Annotated in this window: 14 protein-coding genes; 3 read left to right on the top strand and 11 right to left on the bottom strand. The window is 68.2% G+C overall.

Annotated features, from left to right (window positions below; all coding sequences use genetic code 11):
- On the top strand, positions 1-732 hold a 732-nt coding region (locus tag QAA18_RS10920; protein WP_279412975.1), incomplete at its 5' end, for a glycosyltransferase.
- Here the strand turns inward: QAA18_RS10920 and QAA18_RS10915 are convergent.
- From QAA18_RS10915 to QAA18_RS10905, 3 genes are read right to left on the bottom strand one after another with little or no spacing between them, the layout of a single operon-like run.
- Entirely contained in the window at positions 699-1,667 is a 969-nt protein-coding gene (locus QAA18_RS10915) for a class I SAM-dependent methyltransferase (RefSeq protein ID WP_279412973.1), read from the bottom strand. The genes QAA18_RS10920 and QAA18_RS10915 overlap by 34 nt on opposite strands.
- Entirely contained in the window at positions 1,664-2,878 is a 1,215-nt protein-coding gene (locus QAA18_RS10910) for a nucleotidyltransferase family protein (RefSeq protein WP_279412972.1), read from the bottom strand. Before QAA18_RS10910 ends, QAA18_RS10915 begins: the two co-directional genes overlap by 4 nt.
- Positions 2,853-4,319, bottom strand: coding sequence for a radical SAM protein (locus tag QAA18_RS10905; RefSeq protein WP_279412971.1), 1,467 nt, complete (start codon positions 4,317-4,319; stop codon positions 2,853-2,855). Before QAA18_RS10905 ends, QAA18_RS10910 begins: the two co-directional genes overlap by 26 nt.
- Before the next feature lie 108 nt (positions 4,320-4,427).
- Between QAA18_RS10905 and QAA18_RS10900 the strand changes: the two genes are divergently transcribed.
- Entirely contained in the window at positions 4,428-5,375 is a 948-nt protein-coding gene (locus tag QAA18_RS10900; protein WP_279412970.1) for a serine kinase, read from the top strand.
- Entirely contained in the window at positions 5,350-7,095 is a 1,746-nt protein-coding gene (locus QAA18_RS10895) for an ABC transporter ATP-binding protein (RefSeq protein WP_279412969.1), read from the top strand. The genes QAA18_RS10900 and QAA18_RS10895 overlap by 26 nt, the downstream gene beginning before the upstream one ends.
- On the opposite strand, the gene nuoN is transcribed toward QAA18_RS10895, so the two are convergent.
- The 8 genes from nuoN to QAA18_RS10855 form a co-directional block, all read right to left on the bottom strand.
- Positions 7,061-8,509, bottom strand: coding sequence for an NADH-quinone oxidoreductase subunit NuoN (gene nuoN / locus QAA18_RS10890; protein ID WP_279412968.1), 1,449 nt, complete (start codon positions 8,507-8,509; stop codon positions 7,061-7,063). The two genes, QAA18_RS10895 and nuoN, sit on opposite strands and share 35 nt — an antisense overlap.
- A 13-nt stretch (positions 8,510-8,522) precedes the next feature.
- On the bottom strand, positions 8,523-10,034 hold the full coding sequence (locus tag QAA18_RS10885; RefSeq protein WP_279412976.1) for an NADH-quinone oxidoreductase subunit M: 1,512 nt from the start codon (positions 10,032-10,034) through the stop codon (positions 8,523-8,525).
- 16 nt (positions 10,035-10,050) lie between these two features.
- Positions 10,051-12,141, bottom strand: a complete 2,091-nt coding sequence (gene nuoL, locus QAA18_RS10880) for an NADH-quinone oxidoreductase subunit L (protein WP_279412967.1) — start codon at positions 12,139-12,141, stop codon at positions 10,051-10,053.
- 4 nt (positions 12,142-12,145) lie between these two features.
- The gene (gene nuoK, locus QAA18_RS10875) at positions 12,146-12,484 is read right to left on the bottom strand and encodes an NADH-quinone oxidoreductase subunit NuoK (RefSeq protein ID WP_279412966.1); all 339 of its coding nucleotides are present in this window, start codon (positions 12,482-12,484) and stop codon (positions 12,146-12,148) included.
- Positions 12,481-13,131: an NADH-quinone oxidoreductase subunit J gene (locus QAA18_RS10870; protein WP_279412965.1), complete on the bottom strand. Its 651-nt coding sequence runs from the start codon at positions 13,129-13,131 to the stop codon at positions 12,481-12,483. The genes nuoK and QAA18_RS10870 overlap by 4 nt, the downstream gene beginning before the upstream one ends.
- Positions 13,132-13,153: 22 nt before the next feature.
- Positions 13,154-13,657 carry an NADH-quinone oxidoreductase subunit NuoI gene (nuoI, locus tag QAA18_RS10865; protein WP_279412964.1) on the bottom strand — a complete coding sequence of 168 codons (504 nt, stop codon included), beginning with the start codon at positions 13,655-13,657 and terminating at the stop codon, positions 13,154-13,156.
- A complete protein-coding gene (gene nuoH / locus QAA18_RS10860; RefSeq protein WP_279412963.1) occupies positions 13,657-14,727 on the bottom strand; it encodes an NADH-quinone oxidoreductase subunit NuoH in 1,071 nt (356 codons plus the stop codon). Before nuoH ends, nuoI begins: the two co-directional genes overlap by 1 nt.
- Positions 14,724-15,159 (bottom strand): molybdopterin dinucleotide binding domain-containing protein (locus QAA18_RS10855; protein ID WP_279412962.1); only part of this gene is annotated, 436 nt, incomplete at its 5' end. The genes QAA18_RS10855 and nuoH, both read right to left, overlap by 4 nt.

Here is a 15,159-nt window from a genome sequence, read left to right as displayed (position 1 = left end):
GGCCGCCGCCGCTGGACCGGCCGGCTGCGCGAAGCGCTGGTGCTGCGAGCAGCCGGCATCGTGACTGCCGCCAGCGCGCCAATCGTCGCCTCGCTGCATGAGCTGGGCATCGGCGCGTATCGCGTGCCGCTGGGCGTGGACCTTGCCGCCTGGCCCCCCGCACCGCCGCGCAGGCGCGGGCCGGGACCGGCACGCCTCATCCACGTGGCCAGTCTCAACCGGGTCAAGGACCAGGCGACGCTGTTGCGGGCGTTGGCGATCCTCGCGCGCGATGGCCGCGCATTCCGCGTCGACGTGGTCGGCGTGGACACGCTGCACGGAGAGATCCAGGCCTTCGCGCGAAACGCTGGACTGGAACACCACGTTCGCTTCCACGGATTCAGGACCCAGCCGGAACTGCGCCCGATGCTGCTGGAGGCCGACTTGTCGGTGCTGGCGTCGCGCCACGAAACCGGTCCGCTGGTCGCGCTCGAGGCAGCGGCGAGCGGTGTGCCGACGGTCGGCACCGCGGTCGGACACCTGGCCGAGTGGGCGCCGCACGCCGCCCTTGTGGCACCCGTGGGCGATGCCCAGGCGCTCGCCGCGGCGATCGCCCGCGTGCTCGACGACGAGGAGCTGCGTTTGCGCCTGGCGGCGGCTGCGCAGCGGATCGCGATCAGCGAGGATGCCGATTACACCGCCGCGGCTTTCGACATGCTCTACCGCAATACGCCTTCCCGGGCGGCTACGTAGAGGCGGAACCGCGACGGCACGCGCCTGCCGCTCAGCCTGGCCATGAGCGGCCGCAACGCCCACGCCAGTCCGTACCACGGGCGATGGATCTCCCAGCGGATCGAAAGCGCGCCTGCCAGCTCCGCCAGGCGCGCGTCGGTCAGGTAGCCGAGCATGGGCATCGTGCTGCCGGTGCTGCCGTGCCTGCGCAGGAACGCCTCGCCCCGCTCCGCGAGCATCCGTCTTCCGTCCTTTTCGCGCGGGTACCAGGGCGTGTCGCTGATGATCGCCAGTCCGCCCGGCTTCAGGCAGCGCAATGCTTCGCGCAACGTGGCTTCGCCATCCGCGCTGTAGTGGAAGGAAGCATTGAAGATGGCGGCGTCGAACTGCGCGTCGGCGAACGGCAACTGGTCGAAGCTCGCCTGGAAGCGCGGGAACAGCGCTGGCAGGCGTGTCTGGTAATGGTGCGCGGCACCCAGGCCGTCACTGTCGTTGGTCACGAGGTCGACGGCGAACGGCCGGTAGCCTTGCAGCGCAAGACGATGGCTGAGCCAGCAGTTGCCGGCCCCCAGGTCCAGCACGCGGCCAGGTCGACGCGCCGTGCGGGGCAAAAGCCGTCGCAGCACGTACTCGTGGCTGCGGGCGCGGATGTGCCACTGCCGCGGATCGCGGCTGGCTCCTCCGCGGTAAGGCAGGCCCAGGTAGAAGTCGGCGTATTCGCCGCCCCGGTGCTCGGCTTCGCGGACCCGTTCGTACTCGCGGATGAAGCCGCCAAGGCGCGCCTGCGACTCGGCCGGCAACGCCTGCACGATGCCGTTCTTGACGCCGAGCTGGAACCCGCAACTGCGGCAGTCCGGCGATCCGCTCGCGTCGATGCCTGCGCCGCAGCGGGGACAACCCAGGCGGATACCGCCCGCGATCGAGGCGCTGCCGTCGAGGACGCCGGGCGCATTCATGGCGACGCCTGCGGTTCCATCGATGCACGCACCGCATACAGCATGTCCAGTCGCGGGACCGGTCGCGCCAGCCAGGCGAGCATCCGACGTCCCCGGCTCCTGCCCGGCTCTTCCTGGCCGCGCAACCACAACTGGGTTCGCATCATGTCCGCGCGCTCGCGCAAGGCTTCGGTCGTAGGCCGGACACGGTTCACCAGGTAGCGCACGACATCGCCTGCCGAACGCGACCATTCCAGGCCCGCCAGCGGATGCAGCCAGAGTTCGGAACACGAGACCTGGGTGATGGTCTGGCGGCTGGCAACGGCGCGCAGCAGCGGCGGGCAGTCGCGTGCCAGGCCGGCCAACATGGTCGGCGGGACGGTCCCGGGGAAATACCGATCGACCATGCACAGTGGTGGAAGCGCCCACCAGGTACCGTCGTCGCCGGCGCATGCGGCCATGTCGCGCCAGTCGGCGTTGTCCATCTGCGCGCACAGCAGGGCGATGTCGTGCAGATGCATCAGTCGCAGGCTGCGGCTGCACATGCCGCCGGCCGCGTGCAGCAGCAGGTGGGCCATCAGCGCTCCGGTGGACGGATAGTCGTTCAGTCCAGCAGAGGCGCGCGGAGCGAGGACGCCTTCTGTGACGTCCACGGCGGAAACCGGCAGCCGCTCCTGGATCCGTACGTGCAGTTCGATGTTGACCGGCGAATCCCGGTGTTCTCCCAGGCCATGCACCGGCTCGCTGCCGGACGGCCGGAACACCTGGTGCTTCCATTGCGCGTAAGCCTCGAGGTATCCCAGCGCACGCAGGATCGCGACAGCGATCGTGGCATCGCGTCCATTCACGAGCAGGTCGATGTCCGCCATCGGGCGCTCGCCCGGTGCGTACAGCCCCATCGCGTGAAGCACCGATCCCTTGAGGGCGACGATGGCGATGCCCGCGGCGCGGGCCTCTGCATCGATCCGCCGCAACATGGCCGCAATGCGCTGCTGGCGGTCTTCGACATGGGCATGCTGTTCCTGCAGGAACCGCTGCCAGGTCGCGTTCCGCCAGCGGCACCGTCCGGCGAGGACGGGCGCGATCCCATGCACCGCAGCGGCGGCCGATGCCAGTCGCCACTGCAGCTCGTCCCACTCCGGCGTGGGCGTGCCGGGCCGGGCCAGCTCCAGTGCCAGCGCTTCCGTGGCGCGATGCAGCCCGGCTTCAACAGTCTTCAGCGGCGGCAACATGTCCCAATTCCCGCAGATGATCCCTGCCGCTGGCGAGCAAGGCCTGCCAGCGGGCTTCCAGCCTGGCGCATGCCTCGCCGTATACGCGCGGACCCAGCCCTTGCTCCGACTGCATCAGTTCGACCTGCCGATGCAGCAGGTCGCGGAAGCTCCGGTAGAACCCCGAGTCGTATGCGCCCCGGAACATCATGGCGAGGTCGCCGCTGTCGTCCCAGTGGGTCTTTGCGCCGAGCTGCGCCTTGACCTGTTCGTAGAAGCGCGTGCCCGGCAACGGATAGGAGACGCTGACGCCGATCTCGTCGGGCGCGGCATTGGCCACCAGTTCGCGCGTGGCGAGCAGGTCCTCGAGTTGCTCGCCCAGGTAACCGAGCTGGATGAAGAACCCCACGCGTATACCGTGCGCGCCCAGGCGGCTGCGCGCGCTGTACACGTGTTCGACGTCGGTGTCCTTGGCCATGGCGTCGAGGATCCGCTGGCTCCCGCTCTCGGCCCCGATCCATGCCTCGACGCAGCCGGCGCGTTCCAGCGCCGCCGCCATCGCTTCGCTGATCATGTTGGCCCGGATCTGGATGCTGAAGGGCACCATCCCGTCGAGTTCTCCGAGGCGTTCGGCGAACTCGTCGAGCCAGTCGACCCGGAAACCGAAGATGTCGTCGGCCATCCAGATGTGATCGGGGCGGAACCGGCGCTTGAGCATGGCCATTTCCTCGGCCACGTCGCGTGCGCTGCGTTGCCGGTAATGGTTGCCCCAGATCGGCTTGGCGCACCAGTTGCAGCGGAACGGACAGCCGCGCGAGGCGACCATGTTCATGCTGAAGTAGCCGTGCCGTTCTTCCCACAGGCGACGGTAGCGTTCGATGTCGACCAGGTCCCACGCGGCCTCGCCCGACAACTGCGGTGCCGGCGGCATGCCGTTCGGCGGCCTCGTCGCCACGGTGTCGGCATGCGGCGATGCGACGCCACCGATGCCGGACATCCATCGCGGGACGTCGATGTCCTGTTCGCGATCCAGGCGCCCCACCAGCTCGCACAGCGCGGCGATGCCTTCGCCGATCAGCACCGCGTCGGCGCCCGCCTCGAGCAGCAGGCCGGGACGGTCCGAGGCATCGGATCCGGCCACCAGCACCCGGGCGCCCGAGCCGCTTGCCTCCGAGACCATCCGGCACGCCGCCTCGTGCATGCGGCCAAGACACATCTTGGTCAGGAAGTTGAAGTTGTCCTCGTAGAGCACGACCAGGTCCGGCCGCGCGTCGCGCAGCGTATCGGCGTATGCGTCGACCCCCTCCGCAAGCATGGCGTCGAACAGCGTCACCTCGTGCCCCATGCGCCTCAGCATCGCGGCGACCTGGATCGTCGCCAGGGGTGGGTAGGGCTTGCCCCGCTCCCATTGCTTCTGGTCGAACCGCAGGAAGTAGGAATGGGCTAACTGGATTCTGAGCATGTCGGCGGTAGGTTCCACCGCCGGGGACGATGGTTGCCTGCCAGTCGGGACAACCTTTCGTCGCCCGCGGGCATACCCACCCGGGCGATGGACTCGACACGGCCGCTCATGGGTGCGCATTTCCGCTTCCGGAGCGACAGCAAGGCGTTGCTCGACGTGGTGGACATGGCATACGCCGGGCTGCCTGCGCACCTGTTCGCGCGCGAGGGGCCGGAGCTCGAGGTCGAACTGCGGTTGCTGCCGGGCGATGTGGACGTGGGGGACACCTTGGTGGCAGAAGAACCTCCCTCCGTGCGCACGCGCCTGGGCGAGCGAATCGTCTACGGCGTCATGGACGCGCGCAACTACGTACTGGTCTCGCCGCAGGTGCGCCGGGCGCGAGTGGTCGCGTCGGACAGGATGCTCGACCGTCCCTACCACCTGCGCTACGAACTGATCGAGTTCGCCGTCTTCCTGCTCGCCGCGCGCTGCCAGGGCCTGGTGCCGTTGCATGCCGCCTGCCTGGGCCGCGACGGGCGCGGCGTCCTGGTGCTTGGCGCGAGTGGCGCGGGCAAGTCGACCCTGGCCCTGCATGCCCTGGCGGCGGGGCTGGAGCTGCTGTCCGAGGACGCTGTCTTCGTGCACCCCGTGGGCATGGTCGCCACCGGCATTGCCAACTACCTGCACGTGCACGCCGATGCACTGGAGCGCATCGACGACGAGGCCACCAGGGCCTGGATCGAAAGTTCGCCAGTGATCCGCCGCCGCAGCGGCGTGCGCAAACACGAGGCCGACCTGCGCCGCGCACCGGCGCCATTGCGCACCGCGGCGACACCGTTGCGGTTGGTCGCGACGGTCATCCTCTCCACCGAGCCAGCGGAAGATCCCGCCGCACTGCTCGAACCCATGCCTGGCCGGGATGCACTGGCCTTCCTGGACACCGACCAGGACTACGCCCGCACCCAGCCAGGCTGGGACCTGTTCGCACGATGGATCGCCTCGTCGCCGGTCTACAGGCTACGGCGTGGCCGCCACCCGGGGGATTCGGTCGATGCAGTACGACCTCTCCTCGACTGAAGGCGGCCGCGCCACCCTGCGTGCATTCGCCTCGACGCTGCCGCGGGGCGATCGGCTTCTCATCGTCGCCCATGCCGTCGCCAGTTTGCTGGCGGCGTTTGCCGGCAGTCTGGCCGCCTTGCTGCTGGTGCCGTTGATCCAGCCCGTGCCGGTACTTGCGTTCGGCGACGGTGTGTTCAGTGGCACCGCCAGCCTTGAAGCCAGGGCAGGCCTGTTCGCGGCCGCCACCGCCCTCTTCGCTTTGTCGCGGTGGTCGGCGGCATGCCTGGGCGCGCGCCTGTCGGCACGCTACGGCATGCGCCTGCGGCAGTCGGTGCATGCGCGCATGGTCGGCGCGAGGCTGTCGGCCCTGGCCGATTCCACCTCCGCGGAGATCGCCAACGTACTCACCTACAACATCGAGATCATCGTGCACGGCTTCAGCGCGGTGCTGCAGTTGCTGGTGGCGCTGCTCACGACCGTGGTCACCCTCGCGTTCGCGTTCCGGGTTTCACCGCCCCTGATGCTGGCGCTGCCGGTGTTCGCCGGCTTCGCCTGGATGGCTGCCCGCCTCTTCGGCCGCGAACAGTCCCGCATCAGCCGCGACTATGTCGCCAACATGACCCGGCTGTTCTGGCGCGCCGAGGACTTCCCGCGGCGCCTGCGCCATGTCCGCTCGTTCGGGCGCCAGCACGACGAACATGCGTCTTACGTCGCAATGACGGAGCGGCTAGGCCATGGTTACCGACGCCAGCTCGAACTCGGCGCGCACGGTCGGCTGCTGCTGGAACTCGTGGCCACGGTCACGATCGCCGTCGCCTTCGTACTGGCCCAGCGCTGGAACGGCGTCGACCCGGCGCAACTGATCGCGCTGTGCCTGTTGCTCGGACGATTGTTGCCGTACCTGGCCTCGACCCGGCAAGGCATCCAGCAGCTTCGCTCGGCGATCCCGGCGTTCGACCTGTGGCGCCGCTACATGGCACTGGAAGCCCAGCCGCCGGCACCGGCGATGAGCCCCATGGGGCATGGCGCGGGGCATTCGCAGCCCATCCTGCGCATCCGGACGTTGCGCCTGCCGTCTTCGCTGGTGCGGCTGGAAGTCCGCGACCTGGTCCTTGCACCCGGCGAACTCACGCTGGTCTGCGGAGACTCGGGCATCGGCAAGAGTTGCCTGGTCGACGTGCTCGCCGGGCTGATGGTGCCGGCGTCGTTCGAGGGGGATTCAAACGGGATGCCGATCGACTTCGACGACTACCGTGCGCGGGCCGGCAGGAACGCCTATGTCAGCCAGCAGGTCCGGCCATGGCACGCCAGCGTGCGCGAATGCCTGCTCTGGGCCGCTCCCGCGGCGACCGAGGCGGCAATGCAGCGCGCCCTGGCGGATGTCGGCCTGGACAAGCGACTGGGCCGGTCGCCGGCGGGACTGGACACGACGTTGCAGGGATCGGCGAGCCAGCTGTCGGGGGGAGAGCTGCAACGCCTGATGCTGGCCCAGGTGCTGCTGCGGGAACCGGCATTGGCCATCCTCGACGAGGCCACCAGCGCACTGGACACCGTTTCGGAACGCGAAGTGCTTGCCCTGCTGCGGCGGCGCCTGCCGCACGCTGCCCTGGTCGTGGTCTCGCATCGCACCGCCCTGGCCTCGATGGCCGGACAGACAGTGGAGATCCGTGCCGGCGGCGCAGTCGTCGTGCGCCGGCGGCAGGTCAGGCCAGGAATGCTCGCTGGCACCAGTCCATGATCGGGTTCCAGGCAAAGCCCAGCACCAGCAGCGCCAGCGCGTTGACGCTGAAGGCTGCGCGCAGGGCGCCGTCGTTGGTACGCGGCGCGGGGACGCCCTCTTCAGGCGCGTCGAAGTACATGGCCTTGCACACGCGCAGGTAGTAGAAGCAGCCGATCACCGCGAACACGATGCCGACGATCGCCAGCCACAGCATGTCGCCGTGGATCGCGGCGTTGAGCACCGCCAGCTTGGCCCAGAAGCCCAGGAACGGCGGGATGCCGGCCAGCGACATCATCGCGATCAGCATCATGCCGGCCAGCCACGGGTTGCGCGCGTTCAGGCCCTTGAAGTCGTCGATGCGGTCGGCTTCGTAGCCTGCCCGCGCCAGCACCACGATCGCACCGAACGCGGCGGTCGACATGATCGCGTAGGTGATCGCGTAGAACATGGCGGCGGCATAGCCGACCGAGTCGGCCGCGGCCAGGCCCAGGAACAGGAAGCCCACGTGAGACACGGTGGAGTAGGCCAGCATGCGCTTGAGGTTGGACTGCGCCAGCGCCACCAGGTTGCCGACCGCCAGCGAGAGCACCGCCAGCCCCGCGATGAGCAGGCGCCACTGCCCGTCCAGCGGGCCGACGCCGGCCTCGAACAGGCGGAACGCCATCGCGAACGCGGCCAGCTTCGGCGCCGAGCCGATGAACACGGTGATCGGGGTCGGCGCGCCGTGGTAGGTGTCGGGCAGCCACATGTGGAACGGGGCCGCACCGAACTTGAAGGCGACGCCCGCGACCAGGAACACGGTGCCCATCAGCAGCAGGCCGGTGTCTTCGGAGGTCGCGACCGCGGCGTTGAGCGCGGCCAGGTCCAGGGTGCCGGTGGCGCCGTACAGCAGCGACATGCCGTACAGCAGCAGGCCGGACGCCAGCGAGCCGAGCACGAAGTACTTCATCGCCGCTTCCGAGCCTTGCGGGCTGTCGCGGTCGATGGCGACCAGCGCGTACGAGCACAGTGCCAGCAGCTCCAGGCCCAGGTAGACCATCACCAGGCTGCCGGCGGAGATCAGCAGCATCATGCCGGCGGTGGCGAACATCATCAGCACCGCGATCTCGCCCTTGTACAGGCCGCGCTCGCGCATGAACGGCCACACGTAGACCAGCGACAGCGCGGTGACCACGCAGGCGACCACCTTGAGCACGTCGGCCATGGTGTCGCGCACGAACATGCCGCCCAGCACCGTGCCCTGCCCGCCCACGCCGCAGGCGATCAGCGCCGCCACCGCGAGCAGCGCGGCGATGGCCAGGACGTTGGTGACGGCGCGGTGCTTCTCCTCGACGAACAGGTCGAGCATCAGCAGCGCGAAGGCAGCGCCGACCAGCACCAGCTCGGGCAGCAGCGGCAGCAGTTCGGCGGCGGTGGGCATGGTCGGAATCATCCGGCTTGCGTCCTCAGAGCTTGCTTGCGGCGAGCTGGCTCGCCAGTTGCGCGATGGAGGGTTCCATCAGGTCGGTCAGCGGCTTCGGCCAGACGCCGATCAGCAGCACGCCGGCGGCGAACACGCCGAGCACGATCCACTCGCGCATGTCGATGTCGTGCATGGCAGCGACGTTGGCGTTGCCGATGTCGCCCCAGATGATGCGCTTGGCCAGCCACAGCGTGTAGGCCGCGCCGGTGATCAGCGTGGTCGCCACGCCGAAGGCCAGCAGCGGGTGCATCTGGAAGCTGGCCAGGATCACCATGAACTCGCCGACGAAGCCCGAGGTGCCCGGCAGGCCGGAGTTCGCCATCGAGAAGAAGATCATGAACGCGGCGAACCACGGCATCACGTTGGCCACGCCGCCGTAGTCGGCGATGCGGCGGGTGTGCAGGCGGTCGTAGAGCACGCCCACGCACGAGAACATGGCGCCGGAGATGAAGCCGTGGCTGATCATCTGCACCATCGCGCCCTGCAGGCCCAGGCGTGCGGCATCCAGGTTGCCGAACTCGCGGACCAGGGCGAAGGCGATGAAGATGCCCATGGTCACGAAGCCCATGTGCGCGACCGACGAATAGGCGATCAGCTTCTTCATGTCGTCCTGGACCAGGGCGACGAGGCTGACGTAGATGATCGCCACCAGGCTCAGCGCGATCACCAGCCATGCCCACTCGTGGCCGGCGTCGGGAACGATCGGCAGGCTGAAGCGCAGGAAGCCGTACCCGCCGATCTTCAGCATGATCGCCGCCAGCACCACCGAGCCGCCGGTCGGCGCCTCCACGTGGGCATCCGGCAACCAGGTGTGTACCGGGAACATCGGCACCTTGACCGCGAAGGCGATCAGGAAGGCGAAGAACAGCCACACCTGTTCCTTCATCGACAGCGACAGCGCGTACATGTCCGCGATCTGCCAGCTGCCGCCCTTCAGGTACAGGTAGATCAGCCCGACCAGCATGAACACCGAGCCGAGGAAGGTGTACAGGAAGAACTTGAGCGACGCGTAGACCCGGCGCGGGCCGCCCCAGACGCCGATCAGGATGAACATCGGGATCAGCATCGCCTCGAAGAACACGTAGAACAGCATCGCGTCCATCGCGGCGAACACGCCGATCATCACGCCCTCGAGGATCAGCATCGAGGCCACGTACTGGTTCACCCGCTTCTGGATCGGCGACCAGGCGCCCACCAGCACCAGCACCGTGGTGATCGTGGTCAGGCCGATCAGCGCCACCGAGATGCCGTCGGCGCCAAGGGCGTAGCGGATGTCCAGCGACGGGATCCAGGCGTGCTGCTCGACGAACTGCATGCCGGCATCGGTGTAGTCGAAGCCGGTGAACAGCAGCAGGCTCGCGGCCAGCGTCGCCAGCGCGAACGCCAGCGCGGTCCAGCGCGCCGCCTGCGCCTTGGCATCGCCCAGCGCCAGGCACGCGGCACCGCCGATGATCGGGAGCCAGACGAGCAGGCTGAGCAGCGGGATGGAGGTCATGGTCGACATGCGGTCATCAGTGCCAGTAGCGAAGCAGGACGGCCAACAGCGCGATCAGGCCGAGGATCATCACGAAGGCGTAGTCGTAGAGGAAGCCGGACTGCGTCTTGCGCAGCACGCCGGCCACGGCGGCAACCACGCGGGTGGAGCCGTTGACGAAGAATCCGTCGATCACGCGCTCGTCGGCCTGGCGCGAGACCTTGCCCAGCGCGACGCCGCCGCCGGCGAAGCCCTGGATCCAGAGGCGGTCGAAGCCGTACTTCTCCTCCAGGATGCGCACCGGCAGTGACAGGGCCCGGCGGGCCTTGCCGTGCAGGTCCGGCATCACCCAGTACATCAGTGTCGCCAGCAGGAAGCCGCACAGCGCCAGCCAGAACGTCGGCGCCTTGAGCCCGTGCAGCGCGAACGCGACCGGACCGTGCCACATCTGCTCGCCGATGTGCGCGACGACGTCGCGCGCCGCGCCCACGTCGATCGAGCCGAGGAAGTACGGCAGCTGCTCCGCGTGGCCCATCATGTCGGTGCCGAACAGCATCGGGCCGGCGGTGAGGAAGCCGATCACGATCGACGGGATCGCTAGCAGCACCAGCGGCAGCGTCACCACCCATGGCGATTCGTGCGGTTCGTGGGCGCCATGGCCATGGTCGTCATGGGCGTGGTCGTCATGGGCGTGCGCGTCGTGCGACGCATGGCGGAAACGCTCCTCGCCGGCGAACGTCAGGTACAGCAGGCGGAAGCTGTAGAACGAGGTCACGAACGCGCCCAGCAGCACCGCCCCGTAGCCATAGGTCGCGATCCAGTGGCCGGACTGCGCGGCATGGTGGCCGGCCGCCTCGATGATGGTGTCCTTGGAGTAGAAGCCGCTGAAGAACGGCGTTCCGACCAGGGCCAGGGTGCCGATCAACATGGTCCAGAAGGTCACCGGCATGTACTTGCGCAGGCCACCCATGCGGCGCATGTCCTGCTCGTGGTGCATGGCGATGATCACCGAGCCCGCGCCGAGGAACAGCAGCGCCTTGAAGAACGCGTGGGTCATCAGGTGGTAGACCGCGGCGCCGTAGGCCGAGACGCCCAGGGCGACGGTCATGTAGCCCAGCTGCGACAGCGTCGAGTACGCAACCACGCGCTTGATGTCGTTCTGGACGATGCCGATGAGGCCGGTGAAGAAGGCCGTGGTGGCGCCGATGAACAGCACGAAGTGCAGCGCGGTCTCGCTCAGCTCGAACAGCGGCGACATGCGCGCCACCATGAAGATGCCCGCGGTGACCATGGTCGCGGCGTGGATCAGCGCCGAGATCGGGGTCGGGCCTTCCATCGAGTCGGGCAGCCACACGTGCAGCGGCACCTGCGCGGACTTGCCCATGGCGCCGACGAACAGGCAGATGCAGATCACGGTGGCCACCGACCACTCGTGGCCGCTGAACACGGACATGGTCAGGCCGTCGATGCCCCGGGCGTGGGCGAAGACCGTGGCGTAGTCCAGCGAGCCGAACCAGTACAGCACCGCGGCGATGCCGAGGATGAAGCCGAAGTCGCCGACGCGGTTGACCAGGAACGCCTTGAGGTTGGCGAAGATCGCCGTCGGGCGCTTGAACCAGAAGCCGATCAGCAGGTACGACACCAGGCCCACCGCTTCCCAGCCGAAGAACAGCTGCATGAAGTTGTTGGCCATCACCAGCATCAGCATCGAGAACGTGAACAGGCTGATGTAGCTGAAGAAGCGCTGGTATCCCGGGTCGTCGGCCATGTAGCCGATGGTGTACACGTGCACCAGCAGCGAGACGAAGGTGACCACCACCATCATCATCGCGGTCAGCTTGTCGACCATGAAGCCGACATGGGCCTCGTAGCCACCGACGCTGAACCAGGTATAGAGGTTCTCGTTGAACGCCGGCGCACCCTGCGCGACCAGCTGGTACAGCACCCAGCACGAGAGCGCGCAGCTCAGCGCCACGCCGGCGATGGTGGCGACGTGCGAGCCGACGCGGCCGACCTGGTTGCGGAACAGGCCGGCGACGATCGAGCCGGCGAGCGGCGCCAGCACGATCGCCAGCAGCACCTGCTTCGACAGCGCGAGTCCGTTGTAGAGAGTATCGGCACCTTCCATCGGCTCAGCCCTTCAAGGTGTCGATTTCGGCGACGTCGATCGTGCGCCGGTTGCGGAACAGCGTGACCAGGATGGCCAGGCCGATCGCCGCCTCGGCCGCGGCCACCGTGAGGATGAAGAACACGAACACCTGGCCCGAGGCATCGCCCAGGTGGCGGGCGAAGGCGACGAAGTTGATGTTGACCGAGAGCAGCAGCAGCTCGATGCACATCAGCAGGACGATCACGTTCTTGCGGTTGAGGAAGATGCCGGCGACCGCGATGCAGAACAGCACGGCGCCCAGGGCGAGGTAGTGGCCGAGCGCCAGCCCGGTGGTCACGGTTGTAATCGTCGCTGGGGTCATGGCTTGTCCTCCGCTTGCGGCGGCGTAGCGTCCGTCGGCTGCGCCGGGCGCACCGGCTCCATCCGCACCATGCGCAGGCGGTCGGACGGACGCACCCTGCCCTGCAGCGCGGGATCCTGGTGCCTGGCGCCGACGCGGCGGCGCAGGGTCAGCAGCACGGCCGCGATCACCGCGACGGTCAGGATGACCGCGGCGACCTCGAACGGCAGCAGGAAATCGGTGAACAGCGCAGCGGCGAGCCAGTGGGTGTTGCCCTCGGCCGCGGCCACCGCCGCGGCGTTGTCGGCGAACGGCTGCGCGGCGCGCGCGCGGATGCCGATAACCGCCAGGATCTCGGCCAGCATCACCACCGCGACCACCAATCCCACCGGCAGGTAGCGCACGTAGCCCTTGCGCATCTTCTCGATGTCGACGTCCAGCATCATCACCACGAACAGGAACAGCACCATCACCGCGCCGACGTAGACCAGCACCAGCACCAGGCCGAGGAACTCGGCGCCGGCCAGGATCCAGGTGCAGGCCACGGTGAAGAAGGTCAGCACCAGGAACAGCGCCGAATGCACCGGGTTGCGCGAGCCGATCACCGCGACGGCGGAGACCACGGCCGCGGCGGCGAAGGCGTAGAAGGCGATGAGGGGAAAATCCATGGGCATGTCGTCCATCCGTTCCTCAGCGGAACGCTGCGTCGGCGGCGCGGCGTTCGGCGATCTCCGCCTCGAGGCGGTCGCCGAGGGCCAGCAGTTGCGGCTTGGTCACGATGTTCTCGCCGCGGTTCTCGAAGTGGTACTCGTGCACGTGGGTCTCGACGATCGAATCCACCGGGCACGACTCCTCGCAGAAGCCGCAGAAGATGCACTTGAACAGGTCGATGTCGTAGCGCGTGGTGCGGCGGGTGCCGTCGGCGCGCTGCTCCGAATCGATGGTGATCGCCAGCGCCGGGCACACCGCCTCGCACAGCTTGCAGGCGATGCAGCGCTCCTCGCCGTTGGGATAGCGGCGCAGCGCGTGCAGGCCGCGGAAGCGCGGCGACTGCGGGATCTTCTCCATCGGGTACATCATCGTGTACTTCGGACGGAACAGGTATTTCAGGGTCAGCCACATGCCCTGGAGCAGCTCGATGAGCAGCAGGCCGCGGAACCAGGAAAAGATCCCGATGCTGGATTGAGTGGACATCAGGTGCCTACCTCGAACACGCCGTAGTACGCCAACAATGCGGTGACGAAGATCCAGGCGATGGTCAGCGGAATGAAGACCTTCCAGCCCAGGCGCATGATCTGGTCGTAGCGGTAGCGCGGGAAGGTCGCGCGGAACCAGATGTAGCAGCTGGCGAAGAACCCGACCTTGAGGAACAGCCACCACCAGCCGTCCACCGACAGGAACGGGATGCCCAGGCCCTGCAGCGGGCTGAGCCAGCCGCCGAGGAAGAACAGCGAGACCAGGAAGCTGATCAGGATCATGTTCGCGTATTCGGCCAGGAAGAACAGCGCGAACTGCGCGCCCGAATACTCGACCATGTGGCCGGCCACGATTTCCGATTCGCCCTCGACCACGTCGAACGGCGCGCGGTTGGTCTCGGCCACGCCGGACACCATGTACACCACGAACAGCGGCAGCAGCGGCAGCCAGAACCATTCCAGGAAACCGGCATTGCCGGCCTGGGCCATCACGATCTCGCTGATGTTGAGGCTGCCGGCCGCGATCAGCACGCCGACCAGGGAGAAGCCCATCGCGATCTCGTAGCTGATCATCTGCGCCGAGGCGCGCATCGCACCGAGGAAGGCGTACTTCGAGTTGGAGGCCCAGCCGGCGATGATCACGCCGTACACGCCTAGCGAGGTCATCGCCAGCAGGTACAGCAGGCCGGCGTTGGCGTCCGAGAGCACGACCTGCGCGTCGAACGGCACCACGGCCCAGGCCGCGAACGCGGACATCACCGCGATCAGCGGCGCCATCACGTACAGCACCGGGTGCGCGGCGCTCGGCCGCACCACTTCCTTGAACAGCAGCTTGAACACGTCGGCGAAGGCCTGGAACACGCCCATGCCGACGTACATCGGCCCGTGGCGCACGTGCATCCAGCCCAGCAGCTTGCGTTCCCAGACGACGTAGAAGGCGACCGCCAGGATCACCGGCACGGCGATGGCGAGGATCGCCAGCACCAGCCAGACGACGACGCCGATGGCGCCCAGCGAGAACAGCCAGTCGCGCAGCGGGGTGATGACGTTGGTCATGAGCGGGTTCATGCGCGGATGACCTCCACCTTGCCGGCGGTCGCCAGCGGCGCCGTCGCGCCATAACCCGACTCGATCCAGGCGGTGCCCGCTGCCACGCGCGCGTCGAGCGCGAGCGGCACGGTCGCGGTGCCCTGCCCCGTCGATACCTTGACCATGGTGCCGTCCGTCAGCGGACCACCGGCCAGGCCGGAGGCATCGGCCGGGTTCAACGCGATGCGCGCGCCCTGCGTCAGCGGATGCGCCTGCAACGCGGCGGCGCGGCGCACGGTGGCGTCGCTGCGGTAGATGGCCTGCGACATCGCGATCTCGAGGCCGCTGCTGCCCTTGTTCGCCGCGGTTCCCTTGGCCACGGCAACGCTGCGCGGCGCGATGCCGGCACGGGCGCCCGCCAGGTCGGTGAACCCGAAGCCGGAGGCATCGAGCAGGCCGCCCAGGGCGCGC

Origin of the sequence: Luteimonas sp. 8-5 (genome assembly GCF_029763755.1) — a bacterium.
Classification (GTDB): Bacteria; Pseudomonadota; Gammaproteobacteria; order Xanthomonadales; family Xanthomonadaceae; genus Cognatiluteimonas.
The sequence above is the reverse complement of the archived record's forward strand: the minus strand, read 5'-3'. Positions and strand labels throughout refer to the sequence as shown.

Excerpts from the sequence above, each read along its gene's own strand:
- nuoK (WP_279412966.1), bottom strand. The coding sequence starts at position 12,484 with ATGACCCCAGCGACGATTACAACCGTGACCACCGGGCTGGCGCTCGGC.
- QAA18_RS10915 (WP_279412973.1), bottom strand. The coding sequence starts at position 1,667 with ATGAATGCGCCCGGCGTCCTCGACGGCAGCGCCTCGATCGCGGGCGGT.
- QAA18_RS10900 (WP_279412970.1), top strand. The coding sequence starts at position 4,428 with ATGGGTGCGCATTTCCGCTTCCGGAGCGACAGCAAGGCGTTGCTCGAC.
- QAA18_RS10870 (WP_279412965.1), bottom strand. The coding sequence starts at position 13,131 with ATGGATTTTCCCCTCATCGCCTTCTACGCCTTCGCCGCCGCGGCCGTG.
- nuoL (WP_279412967.1), bottom strand. The coding sequence starts at position 12,141 with ATGGAAGGTGCCGATACTCTCTACAACGGACTCGCGCTGTCGAAGCAG.
- QAA18_RS10885 (WP_279412976.1), bottom strand. The coding sequence starts at position 10,034 with ATGACCTCCATCCCGCTGCTCAGCCTGCTCGTCTGGCTCCCGATCATC.
- nuoN (WP_279412968.1), bottom strand. The coding sequence starts at position 8,509 with ATGATTCCGACCATGCCCACCGCCGCCGAACTGCTGCCGCTGCTGCCC.
- nuoI (WP_279412964.1), bottom strand. The coding sequence starts at position 13,657 with ATGTCCACTCAATCCAGCATCGGGATCTTTTCCTGGTTCCGCGGCCTG.
- nuoH (WP_279412963.1), bottom strand. The coding sequence starts at position 14,727 with ATGAACCCGCTCATGACCAACGTCATCACCCCGCTGCGCGACTGGCTG.
- QAA18_RS10910 (WP_279412972.1), bottom strand. The coding sequence starts at position 2,878 with ATGTTGCCGCCGCTGAAGACTGTTGAAGCCGGGCTGCATCGCGCCACG.
- QAA18_RS10905 (WP_279412971.1), bottom strand. The coding sequence starts at position 4,319 with ATGCTCAGAATCCAGTTAGCCCATTCCTACTTCCTGCGGTTCGACCAG.
- QAA18_RS10895 (WP_279412969.1), top strand. The coding sequence starts at position 5,350 with ATGCAGTACGACCTCTCCTCGACTGAAGGCGGCCGCGCCACCCTGCGT.